This is a genomic window from Actinomadura gamaensis (genome assembly GCF_042652125.1).
GTDB classification, from domain to species: domain Bacteria; phylum Actinomycetota; class Actinomycetes; order Streptosporangiales; family Streptosporangiaceae; genus Spirillospora; species Spirillospora gamaensis.
Genome location: NZ_JBHSIT010000006.1, coordinates 425,136 through 448,299, shown reverse-complemented (window position 1 = coordinate 448,299; position 23,164 = coordinate 425,136). Strand labels below are relative to the sequence as shown.

19 protein-coding genes are annotated in these 23,164 nt (G+C 73.4%); 6 read left to right on the top strand and 13 right to left on the bottom strand.

All coding sequences use genetic code 11. From position 1 onward, the window contains the following. Window positions 1-86 precede the first annotated feature (86 nt). Together ACFPCY_RS22485 and ACFPCY_RS22480 are read left to right on the top strand one after the other, a co-directional pair. A complete protein-coding gene (locus tag ACFPCY_RS22485) occupies window positions 87-1,781 on the top strand; it encodes a glycoside hydrolase family 35 protein (RefSeq protein ID WP_378258136.1) in 1,695 nt (564 codons plus the stop codon). A gap of 62 nt (window positions 1,782-1,843) precedes the next feature. After that, window positions 1,844-3,187 (top strand): hypothetical protein, encoded by a 1,344-nt coding sequence (locus tag ACFPCY_RS22480; RefSeq protein WP_378258134.1) that lies wholly within the window; start codon window positions 1,844-1,846, stop codon window positions 3,185-3,187. Window positions 3,188-3,206: 19 nt separating this feature from the next. On the opposite strand, the gene ACFPCY_RS22475 is transcribed toward ACFPCY_RS22480, so the two are convergent. Then, the gene (locus ACFPCY_RS22475) at window positions 3,207-4,604 is read right to left on the bottom strand and encodes a pyridoxal phosphate-dependent decarboxylase family protein (RefSeq protein ID WP_378258132.1); all 1,398 of its coding nucleotides are present in this window, start codon (window positions 4,602-4,604) and stop codon (window positions 3,207-3,209) included. Window positions 4,605-4,698: 94 nt separating this feature from the next. Between ACFPCY_RS22475 and ACFPCY_RS22470 the strand changes: the two genes are divergently transcribed. Continuing rightward, the gene (locus tag ACFPCY_RS22470; protein WP_378258130.1) at window positions 4,699-5,169 is read left to right on the top strand and encodes an Lrp/AsnC family transcriptional regulator; all 471 of its coding nucleotides are present in this window, start codon (window positions 4,699-4,701) and stop codon (window positions 5,167-5,169) included. 159 nt (window positions 5,170-5,328) lie between these two features. Beyond that, window positions 5,329-6,402, top strand: coding sequence for a rod shape-determining protein (locus ACFPCY_RS22465; protein ID WP_378258128.1), 1,074 nt, complete (start codon window positions 5,329-5,331; stop codon window positions 6,400-6,402). A gap of 58 nt (window positions 6,403-6,460) precedes the next feature. Here the strand turns inward: ACFPCY_RS22465 and ACFPCY_RS22460 are convergent, their stop codons facing one another. From ACFPCY_RS22460 to ACFPCY_RS22440, 5 genes are all read right to left on the bottom strand, one after another. Continuing rightward, window positions 6,461-7,030: an HdeD family acid-resistance protein gene (locus ACFPCY_RS22460; RefSeq protein WP_378258126.1), complete on the bottom strand. Its 570-nt coding sequence runs from the start codon at window positions 7,028-7,030 to the stop codon at window positions 6,461-6,463. Between the two features lie 92 nt (window positions 7,031-7,122). Then, complete coding sequence (locus tag ACFPCY_RS22455; protein WP_378258124.1) at window positions 7,123-7,809, bottom strand: VIT1/CCC1 transporter family protein; 687 nt, start codon at window positions 7,807-7,809, stop codon at window positions 7,123-7,125. Between the two features lie 28 nt (window positions 7,810-7,837). Beyond that, window positions 7,838-9,196, bottom strand: coding sequence for a threonine/serine exporter family protein (locus ACFPCY_RS22450; protein WP_378258122.1), 1,359 nt, complete (start codon window positions 9,194-9,196; stop codon window positions 7,838-7,840). Window positions 9,197-9,204: 8 nt separating this feature from the next. Further along, window positions 9,205-11,844: an ATP-dependent Clp protease ATP-binding subunit gene (locus ACFPCY_RS22445; RefSeq protein ID WP_378258120.1), complete on the bottom strand. Its 2,640-nt coding sequence runs from the start codon at window positions 11,842-11,844 to the stop codon at window positions 9,205-9,207. A 131-nt stretch (window positions 11,845-11,975) separates the two neighbouring features. Then, window positions 11,976-12,287, bottom strand: a complete 312-nt coding sequence (locus tag ACFPCY_RS22440) for a PGPGW domain-containing protein (protein WP_378258119.1) — start codon at window positions 12,285-12,287, stop codon at window positions 11,976-11,978. 322 nt (window positions 12,288-12,609) lie between these two features. Here ACFPCY_RS22440 and ACFPCY_RS22435 point away from each other — a divergent pair, with 322 nt between their 5' ends. Beyond that, window positions 12,610-13,029: an SsgA family sporulation/cell division regulator gene (locus ACFPCY_RS22435; protein WP_378258117.1), complete on the top strand. Its 420-nt coding sequence runs from the start codon at window positions 12,610-12,612 to the stop codon at window positions 13,027-13,029. A gap of 63 nt (window positions 13,030-13,092) precedes the next feature. On the opposite strand, the gene sthA is transcribed toward ACFPCY_RS22435, so the two are convergent. Then, window positions 13,093-14,565 carry a Si-specific NAD(P)(+) transhydrogenase gene (gene sthA, locus ACFPCY_RS22430; protein ID WP_378258115.1) on the bottom strand — a complete coding sequence of 491 codons (1,473 nt, stop codon included), beginning with the start codon at window positions 14,563-14,565 and terminating at the stop codon, window positions 13,093-13,095. A 93-nt stretch (window positions 14,566-14,658) separates the two neighbouring features. Between sthA and ppgK the strand changes: the two genes are divergently transcribed. After that, window positions 14,659-15,441 (top strand): polyphosphate--glucose phosphotransferase, encoded by a 783-nt coding sequence (ppgK, locus tag ACFPCY_RS22425; RefSeq protein ID WP_378258113.1) that lies wholly within the window; start codon window positions 14,659-14,661, stop codon window positions 15,439-15,441. A gap of 36 nt (window positions 15,442-15,477) precedes the next feature. On the opposite strand, the gene ACFPCY_RS22420 is transcribed toward ppgK, so the two are convergent. The 6 genes from ACFPCY_RS22420 to ACFPCY_RS22395 are packed head-to-tail and all read right to left on the bottom strand — an operon-like array spanning window position 15,478 to window position 23,121. Beyond that, window positions 15,478-17,757, bottom strand: coding sequence for a glycoside hydrolase family 38 N-terminal domain-containing protein (locus ACFPCY_RS22420; protein ID WP_378258112.1), 2,280 nt, complete (start codon window positions 17,755-17,757; stop codon window positions 15,478-15,480). A 14-nt stretch (window positions 17,758-17,771) separates the two neighbouring features. Further along, a complete protein-coding gene (locus tag ACFPCY_RS22415; protein ID WP_378258110.1) occupies window positions 17,772-18,968 on the bottom strand; it encodes a CehA/McbA family metallohydrolase in 1,197 nt (398 codons plus the stop codon). Beyond that, a complete protein-coding gene (locus ACFPCY_RS22410; RefSeq protein ID WP_378258108.1) occupies window positions 18,965-20,044 on the bottom strand; it encodes an ABC transporter ATP-binding protein in 1,080 nt (359 codons plus the stop codon). The genes ACFPCY_RS22415 and ACFPCY_RS22410 overlap by 4 nt, the downstream gene beginning before the upstream one ends. Beyond that, window positions 20,041-20,856 carry a carbohydrate ABC transporter permease gene (locus tag ACFPCY_RS22405; RefSeq protein WP_378258107.1) on the bottom strand — a complete coding sequence of 272 codons (816 nt, stop codon included), beginning with the start codon at window positions 20,854-20,856 and terminating at the stop codon, window positions 20,041-20,043. The genes ACFPCY_RS22410 and ACFPCY_RS22405 overlap by 4 nt, the downstream gene beginning before the upstream one ends. Further along, window positions 20,853-21,779, bottom strand: coding sequence for a carbohydrate ABC transporter permease (locus ACFPCY_RS22400; RefSeq protein WP_378258106.1), 927 nt, complete (start codon window positions 21,777-21,779; stop codon window positions 20,853-20,855). The genes ACFPCY_RS22405 and ACFPCY_RS22400 overlap by 4 nt, the downstream gene beginning before the upstream one ends. Then, on the bottom strand, window positions 21,751-23,121 hold the full coding sequence (locus ACFPCY_RS22395; RefSeq protein ID WP_378258104.1) for an extracellular solute-binding protein: 1,371 nt from the start codon (window positions 23,119-23,121) through the stop codon (window positions 21,751-21,753). The genes ACFPCY_RS22400 and ACFPCY_RS22395 overlap by 29 nt, the downstream gene beginning before the upstream one ends. Window positions 23,122-23,164: the final 43 nt, after the last annotated feature.

Sequence of the window (23,164 nt, the reverse complement as noted above, 5' to 3'; positions counted from 1 at the left end):
ACCCCCCGGTCGTTCCTGACATTCTTCCCGCGCGGTCGCGCCGCGTAACCATGGACGGCCCGCCCGCGCGGCCCTAGCATCGCCCCGTGCTTCTCTCTGGTGCCCTGCATTACTTTCGTGTCCTGCCCGAACAGTGGACGCAGCGTCTGTCGATGCTGCGCGCGATGGGCCTCGACACGGTCGAGACCTATCTCGCCTGGAACCTCCACGAGCCGGAACCGGGCCGGTTCGAGTTCGGCGGACGCGCCGACGTCGGCCGGTTCCTCGACCTCGCGGCCGAGGCCGGGCTCGACGCGATCGTCCGGCCCGGCCCGTACATCTGCGCCGAGTGGGACAACGGCGGCCTGCCGTCCTGGCTGCTGGCCGACCGGTCCGCGCGGCTGCGCTGCCACGACCCCGAGTACCTCGCGCACGTCGCGCGGTACTTCGACGCCGTGCTGCCGCCGATCGTGGAGCGGCAGCGGACGCGCGGCGGCAACGTCGTGATGGTGCAGGTCGAGAACGAGTACGGCTCGTTCGGCACCGACCGCCGCTACCTGGAGTGGGTGCGCGACGCGCTGCTCGAACGCGGCGTGGACGTGCCGCTCGTGACCTCCGACGGCCCGACCGACCACATGCTGACCGGCGGGAGCGTGCCCGGCGTCGCGGCGACGGCGAACTTCGGCTCCGACCCGGAGACCGCGTTCGCGACGCTCGCCCGCTACCGGCCGGACGACCCGCCGATGTGCATGGAGTTCTGGAACGGCTGGTTCGACCACTGGGGCGAGCGGCACGTCACCCGCGACGCGGCCGACGCCGCCGACGTGCTCGACCGGATCCTCGCGGCGGGCGCGTCGGTGAACCTGTACATGGCGCACGGCGGGACGAACTTCGGCACGACGGCGGGCGCGAACCTGGGCGGCGCCGAGTCGACCGGCGCGTACCAGCCGACCGTGACGTCCTACGACTACGACGCGCCGATCGACGAGCGCGGCGCGCCGACCGCGAAGTTCCACGCGTTCCGCGAGGTGCTCGCGAAGTACCAGCGGCGGGAGATCCCGGAGCCGGAGCCGCTGCCGCCGCTGCTGCCCGCCGGGTCCGTCCGGCTGGACGAGACGCTGCGGCTGCTGGACGTCCCGGCCGCGTCCGTGGTCGAGACGGCCGAGCCGCCGACGTTCGAGGAGATGGGGCTGCACCACGGCCTGGCGCTGTACCGGACGGAGATCCCCGGCCCCCGCCAGGCCTACGACCTGCACCTGGACGGCCTCGCCGACCGCGCGCACGTGTACGTGGACGGCTCGCTCGCCGCCGTGTTGGAACGGTCCGGCGAGACGTCCACGCCGGTGGCCGTCGAGGGCGGCAGCGCGTCGGTGGAGATCCTCGTCGAGTCGATGGGACGGGTGAACTACGGACCGCGGATCGGCGACCGCAAGGGCCTGGTCGGCGGCGTCCGGCACGAGCGGCAGTTCCTGCACGGCTGGACGACCGCGACCTACCCCGTGGACGACGTCTCCGGGCTCCCCTGGGGGGCGCCGGACACCGCCGGGCGCGGGCCGGTGTTCCATCGCGGCGTCCTCACCGTCGACGAGCCGCGCGACGGCTACCTCGTGCTGCCCGGCTGGACGAAGGGCTACGTCTGGGTCAACGGGTTCTGCCTCGGCCGCTACTGGGACCGGGGTCCGCAGCGGACGCTGTACCTGCCGTGGCCGCTGCTCCGCGCGGGCGGCAACGAGCTGGTCGTCCTGGAGCTGGACGGCGTCGCCGACCCGGTCGCCGAGATCAGGACCGCGCCCGAGCTCTGACACCCACCCGTTTCGGCGAAGCCCGCACCGGACGGTCATCTCGTGACTACGCTTCGTGCGTCATGAGGACCACGCACGGGCTCAGCGAGATCATCGTCGGCGAGGCGCTCGAACGCCGCTCCCCCGCGAGGGGGACGGGCTACCTGACGGGGGCGGGCCCCTTCCCGGACGCGCACGTCCCGCCCGTCCTCGTCGCGCCCGTCCCGGAGCTGGTGGCCGCGCTCCGCGACTGCCAGATGTACCGGATGGTGAACGCGCACATCGACTGGGCGCGGCGGGGGCGTCCGCTGGTCGCCGACGGCGACCCGCTCCCGGACGACGTGCTGGCGATCATCCGGGAGCGGCTCTCCGACGACGCGCCGCGCGGCGAGGCCCTGCGCCGGGCCGCGCGGGTGTTCTGGGACATCCTGATCAGGGCGGACATCCTGCGCCCCGACCCGTCCGCCGGGCTGCTGCGGCCCGGCGCGACCGCCGAGGCGCTGACCGGCGCGGACGAGGACGCGGCGCTCGCGGCCTGGCACCGCACGGTGATCGCCATGCTGGACGAGTGGGGCGGCGTCGGCCGGGACCGGCCCGCCGAGGCCCAGGGGCTCGCCGGCAACCTGCTGATCTCGATCTACACCTACGACCAGCCGATCCCGCGCACGAGCATCACGCCGTGGCTCGACGCGGACGGCCAGAACACCATGCGGCACCACCTGGACGCGCTGACGGAGTGCGGCCTGGTCGAGCAGGCCGCCGGGCGGGTCGGGATCACGCCGCTCGGCCGGTCGGTCGGCCGCGTCCTGCTGGAGGACGCGACCGGGATCCGGGTGCCGATGGTCGGCGACCACGCCGGCGACGACGCGGCCGGGCTGCTGGAGGCGCTGCCGTTCTACCCGTCGTTCATGGTGGACCCGGAGGCGCGGCTCTGGCTCGCGCGCGGCGGCCGGACGGCCGAGGACGGCGCGGCCGGGTTCGCGGCGGCGCTCCGGGACGTCTCCCCCAGCGCCCGCCGGGCCGGGCTGGACGTCCTGTCCGGCAAGTACGGCACGGCGTTCGGCCTGGCCGGCATGGAGGCGCTGGCGAGCCTTGCCGACGACCCCGCGCTCGGCTCGCTGGCCCGCAACCGGCTCGGCGACATGGAACGCGCCGCCCTGCCGGAGCCCGCGCCGGACGGGTCCGACATGTGGGCGCTGATCGACATGGTCGCGGCGGGGATGGAGAGCGGCGAGCACACCCCGCTCGCGATCATCACCGAGCTGGGCTACACCGGCTGGCCGGCGGACAAGTTCGCCCGGCTGCTCGGGCTGTTCGCCGAGTCCGACCATCCGTGGCGGGACCGCGTCCTGACGCTGATGGCCGAGCACCACCCCGAGCCGCCCGCCGCCGCTGCCGCCCGCGCCCTGCTCGACGAGCCGGCCTGAACCTCCGGGCGTCCCGCGGTCACAGCAGGCGGACCAGGGCCTCGACCTCCTTCCCGGTCGTGGTGAAGTTGGTGATGCAGGCCCGCAGCGCCGGACGCCCCGCCGGCCGCGTCGTCGAGATCCAGGCGCGACCGCCGCGGACGATCCGGCCGGCGATGCCTTCGAGGTCCTCCGCCGTGGCGTCCGGGCGGGTGAAGCAGACGACGGGCAGCGGGGTCGGGGCGAGGATCGTCCAGCCGGTCTCGGCGAGGCGGCGGCGCAGCAGGTCGCCGAGGGCGGTCTGGTGCTCGATGAGGTCGGCGTATCCGGTGCGTCCGGCCGCGGCGAGGGTCAGGAACAGCTTCACGCCCATGGCGCGCCGCGACCACTGCACCGAGCTGGAGTAGGGGTCGACGGTGCCGGGGAGCTCGTCCGGCATATAGGCGGTGTGGACGGAGAACGCCTCGCGCAGCCCGGACGCGTCGCGGGTCAGGAACGTTCCCGCGCCCATCGGCATCGCGAGCCACTTGTGCGCGTCGAGCGTCACCGAGTCGGCGCGTTCGATGCCGTCCAGGAGCGGGCGCAGGCGGTCCGAGAGGGCGACGGCGCCCGCCCACGCGGCGTCCACGTGGAAGCTCAGGCCCTCGGCCGCGGCGAGATCGGCGAGTTCCGGGAGCGGGTCGATGACGCCCGCGCTGGTCGTCCCGGCCGTCCCGACCAGGAGGAACGGCAGGTGGCCCGCGCGGCGGTCGTCCGCGACGAGTCCGGCGAGCGCCGCCACGTCCATGCGCAGATCAGGATCGACGGGGACGAGCCGGACGGCGTCCCGGCCCAGCCCGCACGAATGCGCGATCTTCAGCCAGGCGAGGTGGCTCTCGGCGCTCGCGTACAGGACCGGACGGCCCGGAAGGGCGCGGAGCCCGTCGCGTCCGACCTCGGGGAACGCGCGGGTGAGGGCGAGCAGCACCCCGGTCAGGTTCGCCTCGGCCCCGCCGGTGGTGAAGTGGCCGGCGGTCCCGCCGGCGTCCCAGCCGAGCCGCGCGCCGAGGAAGCCGAGCACGTGCCGCTCGATCTCGGCGGCGGCGGGCGCGTGCGACCAGGCGGCGAGCTGCGGGTTGAACGCGGCGGCCAGGGCCTCGCCGAGCACGCCCATCAGCGCCGGCGCGGGGTTGAACAGGCCGAAGTAGGACGGGTGGGCGGTGTGCACGATGCCGTCCCGCAGCATCCGGGCGGTCTCGGCCAGCGCCTCGCCGGGGTCGATCCCGTCCTCGAAGTCGAACCGCTCGAGGCCGGCGCGCAGCGCGCCCGGGGTGACGTCCGGGGTGACGCGCAGCCCGGCGAGCCCGTCCAGATGCTCCTGGACGAGCCCGACGAGCGTGTCGAACAGGTGCTGCCGCTGGTCGCGATCGGCCGCGAAGGCCGTGCCGGGAAGGATCATGGCCCGGAAGCTATCCCGATCGTTCCGGTCGGCGGCAGACGAACTTTAAGGTACTGAGCGGCTCGGACTTTAAATCTCAAGGTACGGTCGGCACATGAGTATGGACGCCACGGACTGGCGGATCCTCGCCGAGCTCCAGGAGGACGCGCGGATCAGCTTCACCGAACTCGGACGGCGGGTCGCGCTGACGTCCCCGGCGGTCGCCGAGCGGGTCCGGCGGCTCCGGGAGCGCGGCGTCGTCGAGGGGTTCACCGCGCGGGTGAACCTGGAGGCCGTCGGGCTGCCGATCCTCGCCTTCGTGCGGGTGAAGTTCCCGGGCAGCGACCACCGCGAGTACGTGGCGCGGATGCGGGCGGTGCCCGAGGTGGTCGAGTGCCACCACGTCACCGGCGAGGACTGCTTCATCGCCAAGGTCGCCGCCCGGTCGATGCGGCACCTGGAGGAGGCGGTCGCGGGCCTCGCCCGGTTCGGCACGACCGCGACGACCGTCGTCTACTCGACCACGGTCGCGGGCCGCCCGGTCACCCCCGACCTGCTCGGCGGGGCCGGCCCGGCGGAATCATGATGCTCGTTTGACCTAGGCCGGACCCCGGCGCGGGCATGAAACGATCATGGACAATCCGGAGCGGCGCGCACCCCTTCCCGGCCTCGACCCGGCCGCCTCCCGGCCGCCCGCCGGCCCGCCCGGGCGCGCCGGCGCGGGGAAACGCGGGAGGTGGCGTCCATGAACCCGGTCTTCTCCCCCGACATCGCCCTCGACCTCGGCTCGCGCAGCGTGCGGGTGCGCGTCCGGGGACGCGAGGAGGTCATGGCGCAGCCGCCCCTGCTGGCGACCTGCGTGCGCACCGGCCGGGTGCTCGCCGCCGGGGAGTCGGCCGCCGAGATGCGGCGGCGCGCCCTGCCGTGGGTGCGGTTCCAGCGGCCGTTCGAGGCGGGCGTCCCGATCGACACCGAGCCCGCCGCGCGGCTGCTGCGCCGCCTGGTCCGGTTCGCGCAGGGACGGCGTCCGTACCTGGTGAAGCCGCGGCTGGCGGTGGCCGTGCCGACCACGCTGACCGACGTGCAGGAGCGGGCCGTCCGGGAGGTGCTGTACTCGGTCGGCACGCGGCAGGCGCACCTGGTCCCGACGCCGCTGGCCGCCGCGCTCGGCGCGGACCTCCCGGTGGACGGGCCGCTGGCGACCATGGTCGTGGACGTCGGCGCGACCGCGACCAGCGTCGCCGTGCTCGCCTGCGGCGGGATGATCTGCGCGCACCACGTGCGGGTGGGCGGGGACGACCTGTCCCGCGCGATCGCGGCGCTCGTCCGCCGCCGCGACGGGCTGCTCATCGCCGAGCAGACCGCCGAGGAGGCCAAGCTCTCGGTCGGCGCGCTGCGCCCGCGCGGCCGCCAGCGCACCCGCCGGATCGTCGTGCACGGCCGCAACCTCGCGACCGGCCTGCCGGGCACGACCGTGCTGTCGGCCACCGACGTCGAGCGCGCCGTCGCGGCCCCGCTGGAGGAGATCATCGGGACGGTCCGGACCGCGCTGGCCCTGTGCCCGCCGGAGCTGTCGGCCGACATCATCCCCACCGGCATGCTGCTCACCGGCGGCGGGGCGCGGCTGAAGGGCCTGCCCGGCGTGCTGCGCGAGGCGACCGGTCTCCCGGTCTACCTCGCCGACGACGCCGAGCACGCCGTGGTCACCGGCGTGGCCCGCTACCTGGAGATCCTCCCGGCGTCGCTGCGCCGCACCAGCGCCACGTCGCCCCGGCTGTTCCGGCCCGGCTCCGAGCCCTGCTGGCTTCCGGTCTCCTGACGCCTCCCGACACCGCGCCGGCGTCGGACCAGGCGTTCCAGCAGCGTGATCGGGTTCCTCAGCCGTACTGGCGTCCGACGCGGTGCGCGCCGGCCCGCTCGCCCAGCCTGCGCAGCCGGAACGCCGCGCCGATCATCATCGCGCCCGTCACGATCGCGAACAGGCCGATCAGCCACACCACCGCGAGGGCCCCCGACGCGGGCCACACGAACAGCAGCACGCCGAAGACCACCGACACCGCGCCGGACACCCCGAACAGCCACGCGTCGTCGATCGTCCGGCGCATCCGGACCGCGCCGACGATCTCCAGGACGCCGGTGACCACCGCCCACGCCGCGATCAGCATGAGCAGGACCAGCGCGGTGGCGCCCGGCCACGCGAACGCCATCAGGCCGAGCAGGATGCCGCAGATCCCGGCGACCGCGAGCCAGGCGCGCGACTGCCCCGGCACCCCCTGGAACGCCCCGGCCAGCGAGAACACGCCGTCGACCAGCGCGTACGCGCCGAACAGGACGGTGAGCGCCCAGACCGTGATGCCGGGCCAGAAGAGGGCGAGCACCCCGAACAGCACCGCCACCGCGCCCCGGACGAGCAGGACCCACCAGTGGCGGCTGAGTTGACCGATCATGTCCGGGACACTCTCCGCGCGGGGCTCCGGCGAAGACCATGCCCGCGCCCCGGCTGAGCAAAATCCTCTGGAGCCGCCCGAGGCGCGCGGGGTCAGGCGCCGCCGGCGCCGAGCAGGTGGCCCGCGAGGTAGGTGACGGCCATCGCGATGAGGCCGCCGAGGACGTTGCGCACCACGGCCCGGCCGGGCGGCGCGTTCCCGAGCCGCGCGCTCGTCCAGCCGCACAGCGTCAACCCGAGCACCACCGCCACGACGGTGACCGGCACCCGCGCGGACGGCGGCGGCAGCACGATCGCCAGCAGCGGCAGCAGCGCGCCGACCGTGAACGCGACGAAGCTCGCGAGCGCCGCCTGCCACGGGTTGATGAGCTCCTCCGGATCCACCCCGGCCTCGACCTCGGCGTGCGCGGCGAGGGGGTCGCGGGCCGTCAGCTCGACCGCGACCTGCCTGGCCAGGCCGGCCGAGAGGCCCTTGTCCACGTAGGCCCGGGTCAGCTCGTCGAGTTCGGCGTCCGGGTCGTCCGACAGCTCGCGGCGCTCGGTGGCGAGGAACGCCCGCTCGGTGTCGCGCTGGGCGCTGACCGAGACGTACTCCCCCGCCGCCATCGACAGCGATCCGGCGAGCAGCCCGGACAGGCCCGCGAGCAGCAGCGTCCCCTCGTCGGTGGTCGCGCCGGCGACGCCGACCACGATCCCCGCCGTCGAGACGATGCCGTCGTTCGCGCCGAGCACCCCGGCGCGCAGCCAGTTGAGCCGGCCGCTGAAGCTCTCGTTCCCCACCTCGTCCTCCGCTCCGGCCGCGTCCAGGCTAGGCCGCGGGCGCACCGGCCGACCGGCCCGCGGCGTGCACGGTCGTCCGGGTGAGGGACGACCCGACCAGCACGCCGAGCGCGATCGCCACGACCGTGACCAGCGCGTTGACCAGTGTGAGCAGGCCGGTGGCCGCGTCGCTGGTCCCCGTCACCAGCGACGACACCCCGGTCAGCCCGAGCGCGCCCGGCACCAGCAGCCAGAACGCGGGCAGGAAGCTGACCTGGGCGGGCGGTCCGCCGAGCCGGCCCTGCACCGCGTAGGCGGCGGGCGTGAGCACCGCGCCGCCGAGGAAGGCGCCGAGCAGGGTGCTCCCGAAGGAGTTTCCCGCGAGCTGGACCGACCACACCACGTACATCACGAGCAGGAGCCACAGCAGCGATCTCGTCGGAGCGGCGGCGTTCAGGGCCATGCCGAGTCCGAGCACCGCGACGCCGAGCAGCGGGGCCCAGCCGCCGAGCGCCGGGACGCGGCCGCCGACCTGCTCCGGCCCGGCGAGCTGGAGCCCGGCGGCGATGCCGAACGCGAGCAGCAGCAGGGTCATCATGGCCGCGACCAGGCGGCACGCGCCGGACACGATCGCGCCGCCCGCCAGCTCGATCGTCGCGTTCGTCAGCGCGGCGCCCGGCAGGAAGGTGACCAGCGCGGGCACCAGCAGCTGGCTCGTGTCCCCCGCCGCGACGGCCCCCGACACCGCGGCGGCGATGATCGACGCGGCCATCGAGGCCGCCACCGGCAGGCTCGGCGCGAATCCGGGGAACCGGTGCGCCAGCAGCCGCAGCCCGCCGGCGACGCCGCCGAGGGCCAGGTAGCCGAACATCGCGGTCGGCACCGGGTTGCGGATCAGCCCGAGCCCGAGCGTCATCAGGATGTTCGCGGCGAGCGTCGCCCACGGCGCGAACCGCGGCGGCGACGCGAGGATCTTCTGGAGCCTCGCCTGGCCCTCGAGCGGTGACATCCGCGTCCGCTCGGCCTCGGCGACCAGGCCGTACAGCTGCGCGATCTGGTCGAGGCGCAGGTCGCCGCCCGAGATCGGCGCGAAGTCGACGGCGGAGTCCTCGCCCTCGCCGACCCGCACGAACAGGCCGGTCGGCAGGATGATGAACTTCACGCCCGGCGCGCCGTACTGCTTCGCCAGCTCGTCCAGCCGCTCGGCGATCCGGTTGGACGCGTCGCCGCTGCGGCACAGCGCCGCGCCCACGTCCCGCAGGAACACGACCAGCTCGCGGGACGGCGGCGGCGGACCGTCCGGCCCGGGCTCGGGCTCGGGTTCGGCCACGGCCCGCCCGCCGCGGAGCAGGGCCCACACCGACGCGGACCGGTGCGGACGGTCGCCGCCGCCATGCCGCCGACGCACGGGCCCGGTCAGCTCGTGGCCCGCCTGGCGTCCGGCGACGGCCCGTTCCCCGGCGCGGACGAGCCGGACGACGCGGACGACTCGCCCGTTCCGGCGGGCGGCATCGGCATCGTGCTGGAGTGTTCGCCGCCGCGGGCGACGCGGAAGTCGAGGCGGCCGTCGACGTGGTCCACGGTGACCGTGTCGCCCTCGCTGAGCTCGTCGCTCAGCAGCATCCGGGAGAGCTGGTTGTCCACCTCGCGCTGGACGGTCCGCCGCAGCGGCCGCGCCCCGAACTCGGGTTGGTGGCCCTGCTCGGCGAGGTACTCCTTGGCGGCGGTGGTGACGTCGAGGGCGACGTCCTGGCCGCGGAGCCTGCGCCGCGTGTTCTCCAGCAGCAGGTCCACGATCTGCAGCAGCTCGCCCCGGCCGAGCCGGTCGAAGATCACGACCTCGTCGATGCGGTTGAGCAGTTCGGGACGGAGCGTGTGCTGGAGCAGGTCCATGAGCCGGCCGCGCAGGGCGTCCTCGCCGCCAGTGTCGTCCAGGATGAGCTGCGCGCCGATGTTGCTGGTCATGATGACGAGCGCGTTGGAGAAGTCGACCGTGCGGCCCTGCCCGTCGGTCAGGCGGCCGTCGTCGAGGACCTGGAGCAGGATGTTCGCCACGTCCGGGTGCGCCTTCTCGATCTCGTCGAAGAGGATCACGCTGTGCGGGCGCCGCCGGACGGCCTCGGTGAGCTGCCCCGCCTCGTCGTAGCCGACGTAGCCGGGCGGCGCGCCGACCAGCCGGGCGACGGTGTGCTTCTCCTGGTACTCCGACATGTCGATGCGGATCATGTGGTCGACGCCGCCGAACAGCACGTCCGCGAGGGCGCGCGCCAGCTCGGTCTTGCCGACGCCGGTCGGGCCGAGGAACAGGAAGCTGCCGATGGGCCGGTTCGGGTCGGACAGTCCCGCGCGGGACCGGCGCACCGCCTCGGCGACCGCGTCCACCGCCCGGTCCTGGCCGATGACCCGCTCGTGCAGGTGCTCCTCCAGCCGCAGCAGCCGGTCCCGCTCCTCCTCGGTGAGCTGCGCGACCGGGATGCCGGTGCGGCGCGACACGACCTCGGCGATGTCGGTCGCGGTGACCTCCGGCGCGTCGTCGTGGCCGTGCCGGGCGTTCTCCAGTTCGGGCCGCACCCGCTCGATCTCGGCGGTCAGCTGCTTGGCCCGGTCGTAGTCCTCGGCGGAGACGGCCTGGTCCTTGTCGCGGTGCAGCCGGTCGAGCCGCTCCTCCAGCTCCCGGACGTCCTGCCGGGGCACCGCCGAGCGCAGCCGGACCCGCGCCGCCGCCTGGTCCATCAGGTCGATCGCCTTGTCCGGCAGGAACCGGTCGGAGACGTAGCGGTCGGACATGGTCGCGGCGGCGTCCAGCGCGTCGTCGGTAATCTTCACCTGGTGGTGCGCCTCGTAGGCGTCGCGGAGCCCGGCGAGGATCTCCACGGTCTGCCCGACGGTCGGCTCGGCGACCAGGACGGGCTGGAACCGGCGCTCCAGCGCGGCGTCCTTCTCGATGTTCCTGCGGTACTCATCGATCGTGGTGGCCGCGACGACGTGCAGCTCGCCGCGCGCCAGCGCGGGCTTGAGGATGTTCGCGGCGTCCATGCCGCCCTCGGCCGAGCCCGCGCCGACCAGGGTGTGCACCTCGTCGATGAAGATGATCAGGTGGTCGGAGGCGGCCCGGATCTCGTCGACGACCTTCTTGATCCGCTCCTCGAACTCGCCGCGGTACTTGGACCCGGCGACCATGCCGGTGAGGTCGAGCGCGACGACCCGCCTGCCCTTCAGCGTGTCCGGGACACTGCCGTTCACGATCCGCTGGGCGATGCCCTCCACGATCGCGGTCTTGCCGACGCCGGGCTCGCCGATCAGGCAGGGATTGTTCTTGGTGCGCCGGGACAGCACCTCGACGGCCTGCTCGATCTCGTCCTCGCGGCCGACGACCGCGTCCAGGTTCCCCTGGCGGGCCTCCTCGGTGAGATCGCGTCCGTACTCGTCCAGGGTGGGCGTCTCACCGCCGCCCCGCTGTGCCTGCCCGCCTCGCTGCGTCTGCCCGCCGGACGCGCCGGACGCGCCGGGCGATCGCTGCTGCTCTCCGGCCAGCGCGTTCTGGAGGTCGTCCACGGTGACGCCCTGCGACGCCAGCAGCTTGGCGGCGGCCCCGTCGGAGTTCGCGGCGAGCGCGAGGACTAGGTGCTCGGGCCCGATGTAGGACGATCCGAGCACCCGGGAGATCCGCTGCGCGTCCAGCAGGGCGCGCTTGGCGGACGGCGTGAACGTCGTGGGCGGCGCTCCCGGGGACCCGGCGAGCGCCTCGTCGACGGCCTTGGTCAGGCCGTCCGGGTCGGCCCCGGCCGCGCGCAGCAGCGTCCGCGCCGGGTCGGCCTGCGCGGCGGCGTTCAGCATGTCGAGGGTGTCGAGGTCGGGCGCGCCCCGCTCGGCCGCGTTCTGGACCGCGCGGACCAGCAGTTCGCGCCCCTGCTCGCTGAGCAGCCGGCCGACGTCCACGCGCTGCACGCCGGGCCGCGCGGGCGGCCACGACTCGCCCCCGAAGATCCGGCTGCCGAGCGCGTCGAAGCCGCGGAAGGGGTCGTCGAAGAACGATCCGAACGGCGAGCTGGTCACGAGGTCCTCCCCTGGACGGCGGCAAGGGGGACGTTTCCGGCGGCGACCTGCCGTAAGACCAGGTCGCGCTCCCGGTTGGGTAAACGCCCGGCATCACCGGCCAGACCAGGACGAACCGGAAGCCGCCGGGCTCAGTCCCGGGCGGCGCGGCGGCGCGAGCCCTTCGCGCGCGCCTTCTGCTTCGCCTTGTCGGCGGCGGCGCGGGCCTTGCGCAGCGCGTGCCGCGCCCAGGCGAACTCGGTGGCGAGGATCGCCAGGCCGAGGACGATGCCGAGGATGCCCGGCCCCGGCGTGACCATCATGACGATGCCCACCACCAGCACCGCGCCGCCGACGAGCAGCACGCCGCCGCGCCAGGCGAGGTGCGTCGCCCGGTTGCGGCGGACGCGGGCCTGGAAGCGCTCCAGGCGGGACGGCCGATCCTTTTCCGAGTCAATAGCCACGCTTTTACCCAAGGTCAGGGGGCGATGGCCATGATGCGCATCATGCCCGTTTTATTCGGTCCGGACGGGCCCTCTCGATCGTCACACGGCCGAGCGGGGTCCGTCGGTAGAACACAACGAACGGGGAGCGCGAAATGATCCAATTGCCCAGGTCAGCAGGCGTTTGCCGCAACGTGATTTTGATCACACGAGAGCGAGCCGGCGGAATGTTCCCACAACTCGGCCCAGTTACGCGTCATAGATCGCGGGGACATCCGTGAGAGGAGTGAAGTTCCCACCCAACGCCCGCCGCACCGCGGGACCGACGTCCGAAGGAATGGCCATGAACAGCAGCAGCACCACCGTCTCAGCAGAGCTGGGCCTCCGCCTCGTCGTCCCCGACCGCACGACCGTCCCCCTCCTCGCCGGCCTGTCCTACGCGGCCGACGACCCCTACGCGATCCGCATGGCCTTCTACGTCGGCGACGACGAGCCGGTCGAGTGGATCTTCGCGCGCGAGCTGCTCACCGTCGGCATCGTGCGCCGCGTCGGGGACGGCGACGTGGAGGTCTGGCCCTCGGCCGACGACGACGAGACCCTCGACATCGCGCTCAGCTCGCCGTTCGGCGACGCGCTGTTCGAGGCGCCGCTCAGCCCGCTCGCCGACTTCCTGCACCGCACCTACCAGGTCGTCCCCGCCGGGCAGGAGCCGCGCTTCATCGACATCGACGCGGAGCTCGCCACGCTGCTCTGGTCGTCCTGACGCGCGCCGGGACGGCCCCGTCCGCCGTTCCCGGCACGACGCCTCCGCCGACGCGGCGGGACTTCACTCCCCCGGTTCCCCGCCTTCACCGGCCGCCCCCGCGGCCGGTCCGCCGGTCAGCTCGGTCAACCGCGCTATCTGACGCATCTTGTTCATCGCGTCCAGCGCGGCGACCTTGTACGACTCGGCCAGGGTCGGATAGTTGAAGACCGCGTTGACCAGGTAGTCGACGGTGCCGCCGCAGCCCATCACGGTCTGCCCGATGTGCACCAGCTCGGTGGCGCCGGTGCCGAACACGTGCACGCCGAGCAGCGACCGGTCGTCCGGCGCCACCAGCAGCTTCAGCATCCCGTAGGAGTCGCCGATGATCTGGCCGCGGGCCAGCTCGCGGTACCTCGACACCCCGACCTCGAACGGGATCTTCGCCTCGGTCAGCTCGTCCTCGGTGCGCCCGACGAAGCTGATCTCGGGGATGGTGTAGATCCCGATGGGCTGCTGGTCCGGCATCCGGGCGGCCGGCTCGCCGCACGCGTGGTGCGCGGCGAGCCGGCCCTGCTCCATCGAGGTCGCGGCGAGGGACGGGAAGCCGATCACGTCGCCCACGGCGTAGATGTGCGGGGTCTCGGTGGCGTAGTCGCCGTCCACCCGGATCCGGCCGCGCCCGTCGGCGGTCAGGCCGGCCGCCTCCAGGTTCAGCTCGGAGGTCATCCCGTGCCTGCCGGCGGAGTACATCACGGTGTCGGCCGGGATGCGCTTGCCGCTCTCCAGCACGGTGATCGCGCCCCGGCCGCGCCGCTCGACGGCCGCGACGGTCTCCCGGAACCGGAAGGTGACCGCGAGGTCGCGCAGGTGGTACTTGAGCGCCTCGACGATCTCCAGGTCGCAGAAGTCGAGCATCCGCTCGCGCCGCTCGACCACGGTGACCTTGGTGCCGAGGGCGGCGAACATCGAGGCGTACTCGATCCCGATCACGCCCGCGCCGACCACGACCATCGACTGCGGGATGCGCTCCAGGTGGATGATCCCGTCGGAGTCGATCACGGTCCGGTCGTCGAACTCCACCGAGTCCGGACGGGCCGGGCGGGTGCCGGTGGCGATCACGATCCGCTCGGCGGTGACCCTGGTCTCCCGGCGCGCCGGATCGGCGCCGGTCCCGGACGCGACGCCGATCGTGTGCGGGTCGAGGAACCGCCCGGTGCCGGGCAGGACGGTCACGTGGTTGCGGGCGAGCTGGCTGCGCACCACGTCGATCTCGCGGCCGACCACGTGCCGGGTGCGCATCCCGAGGTCGGCGACGGTGATGTCCTCCTTGACCCGGTAGCTCTGCCCGTACAGCTCGCGCTGGCTGAGCCCGGTGAGGTACAGGACCGCCTCGCGCAAAGTCTTGGACGGGATCGTCCCGGTGTTGATGCAGACGCCGCCGATCATGTCGCGGCGGTCCACGACCGCCGCCCGGCGGCCGAGCTTGGCCGCGGCGATGGCGGCGCGCTGCCCGCCGGGGCCCGACCCGAGCACGAGGATGTCGAAGTCGTACACATCCCCAGTGTGACGACGGCCGGGGGTTTCCATAAGGTCCGGCTTGGAATGATCTTTAGGCTGGACCGGGACGAGCGGGGGTAGGCAGAGAGCATGGAGATGCTGGGCATCGACATCGGAGGATCGGGCATCAAGGGCGCGTCGGTCGATCTCAGCACGGGCGAGCTGACCTCGGAGCGGCTGCGGGTGGCGACGCCGGCCCCGTCCCGTCCGGACGCCGTCGCGAGCGCGGTCGCCGACGTCGCCGCGCGCCTCGGCGGGGACGGCCCGATCGGGATCACCTATCCCGGCGTGGTGGTCAACGGGACGACCACGACCGCCGCGAACGTGGACCGCGCCTGGATCGGGACGGACGCGGCGGCGCTGTTCTCGGAGGCGACCGGGCGGCGGGTGACCGTCCTCAACGACGCCGACGCCGCCGGGGTCGCCGAGATGACGCACGGGGCGGGCCGCGGACGGCCGGGGACGGTCGTCCTGCTCACGCTCGGCACGGGCATCGGCAGCGCGCTGTTCACCGACGGCGTGCTCGTGCCGAACACCGAGTTCGGGCACATCGAGATCCGCGGCAAGGACGCCGAGAAGCGCGCGTCGGCGCGGGTCCGCGACGAGAAGAACCTGGGCTGGCACGAGTGGGCGGAGCGGGTGAGCGAGTACCTCACCCGGCTGGAGGGGCTGGTCAACCCGTCGCTGTTCATCCTCGGCGGCGGCGTGAGCCGCAAGGCGGACCGGTTCGTCCACCTGATCGAGGGCGTGCGGGCGCCGATCGTGCCCGCCGCCCTGATCAACAACGCCGGGATCGTGGGGGCCGCGATGGCCGCGGCGGGGACGCACGCCCCGTCCCCGGCCCACCACGGCCCGCAGCCCCCGACCCACTGAGCCGCCGGCGGGCCGGGGGTCTGGCGGTCTGGCGGATCAGCCGAGCGCCAGCGTCGCGATCTCCCAGGGACGCAGCGGCAGGACGCAGCGGCCCGTCGTGGCGTCCAGCGGCTCGGTCGGACGGCCCGCGAGGTCGCAGCGCGTCGCCGAGGTGAAGTCGCCGGTCATGACCGCCTCGGACGGTTCGGGCCGCTCGTTGACCATGCGCAGTTCGAGGATCCCGTCCCGGCGGCGCAGCGACGACAGGACGACGCCGTCCCCGGCGACGTCCAGACCCGAACGCGGTTCGGGGCCGGGCGTCCCCTCGGGCGCGGTGCCCCGGACCGCCTTCGGCTCGTGCCCGAACAGCTCGGCCGCCGCGATCACCTCCGGACCCGGCCGGTCGCCCTCGTAGCGCATCAGCGCCAGCTCGAAGCCCTGGCGGCCGAGGCACTGGGCGTCCGGGGTGAAGACCTGCGGCCCGGCGGGCTCCTCCCGCAGCCCGTTGTCGTCGCGCGAGAGCATCTCCACCGAGCGCAGCAGCGTCAGCGCCAGCTCGGTCCCGTCGTTCACGACCTCGTACTCGGTGACGTGCCGGAGCAGCACCGCGAGGCCGCCCGCCGCGACGAACGCGTGCGCGGTGAACGTCGGGATCGGGAACTCGCCGTGGCCGCCCTCGCCGGTCAGCCCGCGCTCGACCACCGCGAACTGACCTTCCCCGAACGACCGGTCGGCGCGGCGCGGCAGCGGCAGGTGCAGCCGGACGCGGTGGTCGCGGCACGGGTTGTCGAACGCGATGAACAGCCGGGCGTACGGCTCGTCCGCGTGCACCTCGGCGAGCGTGTGGACGGCGACCTTCGCGGTCGTCGCCGAGCGCGTGTCCGCGCCCGCCTCGACGGGCCACCGGTACTCGCGGTTCAGCGCCACCGACGCCACGACCGGACCCGTCTCGCAGATCTGGAGGTATTCGGACACCGGCTCGTCCACCACGGCGTCGGTCTTCGGCGGCGCGTAGTTGTAGGTGTCGCCGACGTCGCCGCCGTCCACGATCCGGCCGAAGTCGCGGAGCTCGGCCAGGCCGTTCGCCGGACGGTCCCCCACGATCCGCGCGGGACGCCGCGGCTGGACGGCCGCCGACCGCGCGGTCGCGTAGCCGAGCGCCGGGACCTCGACCAGCACCGGGTCGCCGCCGATCCGCACGACCCCGCGCCGACGCGCCGGCGACGGGTTCACGACCAGATGGTCGCTGCGATCGACTCCGGCGGCGAGACGGCCCGTGGCCAGGTCGAACACCGCGTGGCCGAGCTGCTCTGCCTCGGCCATCCGGGCCGCGACCTGCTGCGCGGTGGCGTCGCTGCCGCAGCCGGTGACCGAGTCGTGGCAGCTCACCTCGATCAGCTTGCGCCACGCCAGCTCCAGGAACCGGTCGGCCGAGCCGTCCGGGAGCCAGAGCGCGGCGAGCGGTTCGGCGTAGCGGGCGACGCGGCGCTCGGCCGCGCCCATCGCCGCCTTCAGCGGGATCCGCACCGAGAACACGCCGGGCAGGATGTTCGCGCGCGCGTGCGAGCGCATCTCGCCTTCGACTACGGGCAAGCCCTCGACCGACGCGTCGGTGAGGAACTCGCCCAGCGTCGCCAACCGCATGGGCAGCGACGCGCGTTCGACCTGCTCGGCCAGGTCGGCGGCGGGCGCGGTGTGGTCCGAGCCGTACATCGCGAGGCACTCGCCGCCTTCGGGACGCCACTGGCGCAGCCACGCCGCGACGTCGTTCGCGCGGTCGTCGAGAAGCCCGTCGTCGTCGAACATGTGGACGGCGTTGCCGTACCCGCCGGGCAGGTACTCGGTGCGGACGGCGGAGCCGTCCGGGGCCCGCCAGGCGAACGCGTGCGTCGTCACGCGCTCCGGGACGCCGCGCCACACGCACGCCCGGTCGATCCCGAAGCCGCGCAGGATCTGCGGCATCTGCGCGACATGCCCGAACATGTCGGGCAGGTAGCCGACCCGCATCGCGCCGCCCAGGTCGTCCGCGCGGCGCAGGCCGAGCTCCAGGTTCCGCACGATCGTCTCGCCCGAGCACAGGAACTCGTCCATGAGGATCTGCCACGGGCCGACCGCGAGCCGCCCGTCCCGGACGAGCCGGGCGACCAGCTCCGCGCGCTCCGGACGGATCTCCAGGTAGTCGTCCACGGCGGCCATCTGGCCGTCCAGCGTGAACCGCAGCCGGGGGTCGCGGTCCATCCGGGCGAGCACGTCGTCCAGCAGCCCGACCAGCCGCAGCCGGAACCGCTGGAACGGCAGGTACCACTCGCGGTCCCAGTGGGTGTGGGGAACCACCACCAGGCCATCCTCGTTCAACCGCATAGCGCGATCACCTCGTTCCTGTCCGTTTCGAGGCGGTGTGTTCCGGTGCCGGACGCGGGCAGCGCCACCCGGTCGCCGCGCACGGCCGTCCGCCGCCCGTCCGGCCCGCACAGGACGGACCCGTCGGCGTCGAGCGCGTGCAGCTCGTCGCCGACGCGCAGCAGGATCGGCCCGGTGCGGCCGTTCGTCACGGCCGTCCTCCCGGCGGCGATCGCGGCGACGACCGCCTCCGGGGACGCGTCCTCGGCGAGCACCCAGGTGGTCGGCTCGCCGAGCGACTTGTGCTGGGCGGGGTCGTGGAAGTCGCTGCCGCCGAGCGCGACCGTGTCGTCCCGCCAGAGCGCGGCCCAGGCGAGCGGCGCGCCCCACGTCCGGTCCCACCAGGACGAATGCCACAGCTCGACGTGCCGGGCGCGCCGTCCGGGCGGGACGGGATGCCGCCACGCGCAGTCCCCGGACAGCGGATGGTTGATCGACAGGACGCCGCCGGGCGCGTCCCACTCGTCGGCCGGACGCCGGAAGTCGACCCACCCGGTGTCGCCGAACACGTTGGCGTGCCCGTAGTCGGTCGTGACCTCCTGCCCCGGCACCAGGACGATCCCCGCGCGCTTCGCCACTCCGGGCAGTTCCGGATGGTGGCTGACGGTGTTGTGGTCGGTGACGGCGAGGAAGTCGAGGCCCTGCCTCACCGCGAGGTCGGCCAGCTCGGGCACCGTCAGCGTCCCGTCGCTGTGCACGGTGTGCGCGTGCAGATCTCCGGCCAGCCACCGCATACCGGACGGCGCGGGAAGTCCGCCCCGCCGCGCCGGACGGTCCGAAACGACAGGCGGCAGCGGATACTCCGGACGTTCCGGCACGCGGTCGTGCAACTCGACCGTCACCTCGTACGGCACGCCCTCCGGCGGGACGCGGTGCAGCCGCAGCCACACCTGCCACTCCCCCGGCTCCAGCTCACCGGGCAGGTAGCCGGGCGTCGCCCAGTCGGCGGCGATCGTGTAGGTGTCGCGCGCGCCGCCCGACCAGCCCCGGAACCCGTCCGGCCCGCCGCAGCCGAGGTCGATCACCCCGCCTTCGAAGCGCAGCCGGACGGTCAGCGCGGCGGTCCCCGGCGGCACCTCGAACGGCACCTCGCGCATGATCCGTTCGAGCCGGTCCTCCAGCGTCCACACGCCCTCGAACCGGATCATGCCGCCGCCGCCACGTCGTCCGTCATCAGCGTCCCCTCGCGGTAGAGCAGTGACCGGCCCGGGCGCGGGCTCGCCCAGCCCACGTCGCCCGGTCCGGGTTCGGCGCCCTCCGGGACGACGACGTGCACGAGCGCGCCGCCCTCCGTCTCGAGGGTCACCAATGAGCTGGTACCCAGGTTCTCCACCACGACGACCCTTCCGCGGAACGCCTCGTCCACCGGGGACGGCGAATAGTCGAGATATTCGGGCCGGACGCCGTAGACGACCGGCTCGCCGTCCGCGACGCGGACGGGCGGGCGCAGCCGCGCTCCGGCCGCCTCCACCAGGCCGTGCGCCACGCGGCCTTCCAGGAGGTTCATCGGCGTCGAGCCGATGAACGACGCGACGAACAGGTTCGCCGGACGCCGGAACACCTCGGCGGGCGTCCCGACCTGCCTGATCCGCCCGGCCTCCATGACCGCGATGCGGTCGGCCATCGCCAGCGCCTCGGCCTGGTCGTGCGTCACGAACAGCGTCGTCACGCCCAGCTCGTGCTGGAGCTTCTTCAGGAACGTGCGGGCTTCGAGGCGGAGCCGCGCGTCGAGGTTGGAGAGCGGCTCGTCCAGCAGGAACACCGTCGGGCGGGCCGCCATCGCGCGGGCGAGCGCGACCCGCTGCTGCTGCCCGCCGCTCAGCTCGGCCGGACGCCGCTCCAGCAGGTCGGACAGGCCGAGCGAGCCCGCCACCTCGGCCGCGGCGGCGCGCCGCTCCGCCTTGGTGACCTTCTTGATGCGCAGCGGATAGGCGATGTTGTCGGCCACGGTCATGTGCGGGAAGAGCGCGTAGTCCTGGAACACCATGCCGACGTCGCGGCGTCCGGGCGGCAGCCGCGTCACGTCGCGGTCGCCGATCCGGACCGTCCCGGACGTGGCGGTCTCCAGCCCGGCGATCGTGCGCAGCAGCGTCGTCTTCCCGCATCCGGACGGCCCGAGCAGCGCGAAGAACGCGCCGTCCGGGACGGCCAGGTCCAGGCCGTCCACCGCCCGGACGCCGCCGGGGTACTCCTTGGTCAGCGCGCTCAGCGCGACTCCGGTCACCGCTTGATACCTCCGTGGAACCGGAACCCGTACCGGCGGCTGACCAGCAGGTACATCGCCACGACGGGCACCGAGTAGAGCAGCGAGAAGGTCGAGATCAGGGCCAGGTCCGGCTGGCCGCCCTCGGTGTAGAAGGTGTACATGATCACCGAGGCGGGGGCCTTGTCCGGATCGCGCAGCAGCAGGAACGGCATGAGGAAGTCGCCCCACACCTGCGCCACCGTCCAGATCCCCACCATCGCCAGGCCCGGCCGGATCACGGGGACCACCACGTGCCGCAGCGTCTGGAGCGGCGACGCGCCGAACACCCGCGCCGCCTCCTCGTACGACGCCGGCGTCGCGTCGGTGAAGTCCTTGAGCAGGAAGATCGCGGTCGGCAGCAGCCCGCCGGACAAGACCAGCACCACGCCGAGGTGCGAGTCGACCAGGTGCAGCTGGGTCGCCAGCAGGAAGATCGGCACCATCGCGGCCGTGCCGGTGATGATCGACGACAGCAGGAGCAGCAGGTAGAGCAGCACGTCCCGGCCGGGCAGGCGGACCCGGCTGAGCGCGTAGGCGGCGAGCGCGGCGAGCACCACCACGATCGCCGCCGTCCCGACGGCGAGGATCAGCGAGTTGCGCAGCGACTTCAGCGCGTACGGGTCGTCCATCAGGACGCGGAAGTTCTCCAGGGTGAAGCTCGGGAGCGACACGTTGATCTTCGGGTTCGCGTTGAACGGCGCGCTCGCCAGCCACAGCATCGGCAGGGCGAAGAACGCCAGCACGAGCGACACGAACGTGGTCGCGGCGATCCGCCGCAGCGCCGACCTCATGCGCGCCTCCTTCGCAGGGCTTGCAGGTAGGCGAAGGCGATCAGCAGGTTGATCAGCAGCATGACCAGGGAGATCGCCGCGCCGAAGCCGAGCCGCCCCTCGCCGAGCGCGGTCCGGTACACGTAGGCGGACATGACCTCCGAGCGGTTCTCCGGGCCGCCCGCGGTGATCAGGAACGGGGTGAAGTCGTTGAACGTCCACAGGCTGACCAGCAGCAGGCTCGTCAGCACGTGCCCGCGGATCTTCGGCAGCACCGCGTCCCGCAGCGTCTGCCAGGTGGACGCGCCGGCCAGCTTCGCCGTCTCCAGATGCGACGGCGGAACGTTCCCGAGCGCGGCCGTGTAGAGCATCATCGAGAACGCCGTGCCGCGCCAGACGTTGAACACGATGACGCAGGCCATCGGATGGTCGAGGAGCCAGGCGGTGCCGGGCGTGCCGAGCATGGCGTTCAGCGTCCCGCCGTCCCGGTCGAGCAGCGCGAGCCACAGGAACGCCACGACCGAGCCGGGCAGGATCCACGCCAGCAGCACCAGCGCCTCGACCGTCCGCCGGACGGCCATCGGACGCTCCCGCATCACCCACGCGATCGAGAACCCGAGGAGGGTCTGCCCCAGCACCGCCGATCCGCCGACGAACTCCAGCGTCAGCCACAGCGAGTTGCGGAAACGGCCGTCCGCCAGCACGTCGGTGTAGTTCTTCGCGCCGAGGAAGTGCGGGTGCGTCGCGGCGAGCCCGGTCAGCCGGTAGTCGGTGACGCCGAGGTACAGCGTCCACAGCGCCGGGAACACGAGGAACACGACGATGAGCACCAGCGCCGGGGCGACGAACGCGGCCGCGCGCCGCCGCCCCAGGCCGACGACGTCCGTGGCGTCCGCCGCGGCGCTCCTGGTGGGCTCAGCCCGCGTTGACGTGGGCAGGGCCACCGACGATCCCCTCCAGCTTCTTGCCGTACTGCGCCGCCGCGTCGTCCGGGGAACGGCCGGCGACCACGCTCGCCGTCGCCTCCTGGAGCGCCGTCGAGACCTGCGTGTACGCCGCGAGTCCCGGCCGGAACAGCGTGATCGGCAGCACCTTCTGCGCGACGTACGACAGGAACGGGTCGCCCTTCAGCGCCTCGGCGTTCACGTCGTTCCGCGAGGTGACCTCGGGGTTCCCCGCGATGCGCGCCTTCACGACGTCCGGCCGGTTGAGGTAGGCGAGCAGGTCGAACGCCTGCTGCGGGTACTTGGTGTGCGGATTGATCGTCGCGATCGACCCGCCGGACATGCTCACGAACGACTGCCCCTTGACGCCCTTGCCGGGGGCCATCGCCGGGATCAGCGCGTAGCCGACCGCCTGGTCGCGGTCGGGCATCTTGGCGATGCCGTCCTTCGGGTTGAGGACCGCGCGCCACAGGTAGACGCCCTCCAGCAGGACGCCGATCTTGTTGGACGCGAACTCCTCGAACGACTTGTCCCGCCCCTTCGCCTCCTCCTGGAGCTTGCGGTCCCCGAGCCCGGACGGCCCGTAGATCTGCTGGTAGAGACCGAGGACCTGCTTCATCGCGGTCCCGCCGCCGGTCCACTTCCCGTTCGCGTAGATCTCCGCGCCCGCCCCGGCGAGCAGCGGCAGGACGCCCTGGGTCGTGGTCGCCTCGCCCATCGCCGTCCCGGCGTTGATCTGGAGCGGGGTGACGCCGGGCAGCTTCTTCAGCGCGCGCCCGGCGGCCAGGACGTCGTTCCAGCTCGTCGGCTGCCACGTCGCCGGGAGCCCGGCCTGGGCGAACAGCTTCCTGTTGTAGAACAGCACCCGGCCGTCGGTGCTGGGCGGGATGCCGTACCGCTTGCCTTGGAACGATCCCAACTGCTGGACCGACGGACTGATCTGTCCCCATCCGTCCCAGCCGTCCGCGCGGGCGCCGACCACGTCGGACAGCGGCTTGATGTACCCGGCCTGCGCGAACTCGCCGACCCAGATGCCGTCCAGGCTGACGATGTCGGCCCCGGCCTTGGACTTCAGGTCGAGCGCGGTCTTGGTCTTGTACGCCTCGTCGTCCACGCCGTAGCCGTGGTAGACGACCTTGACGTGCAGGCCCTTGGCCTTCTCGGCGGCGGTGAACCCGGGGATGACGGTCTTGGTGAGCCACTCGGCCTCGGCGTCGTTCTTGCCGCCGACGATGGCGTTGCGGGCGATGGTGAGGGTGAGGGTCTTGGCCTTGGCGTTGCGCTGCGGATCGGTCGAGGACGAACCGCCCCCGCAGGACGAGAGAGCCGCGCCCGCCGTCATGAGGGCGAGCGCGGCCGGGAGCAGGGAGCCGGGTCGGGAGCGT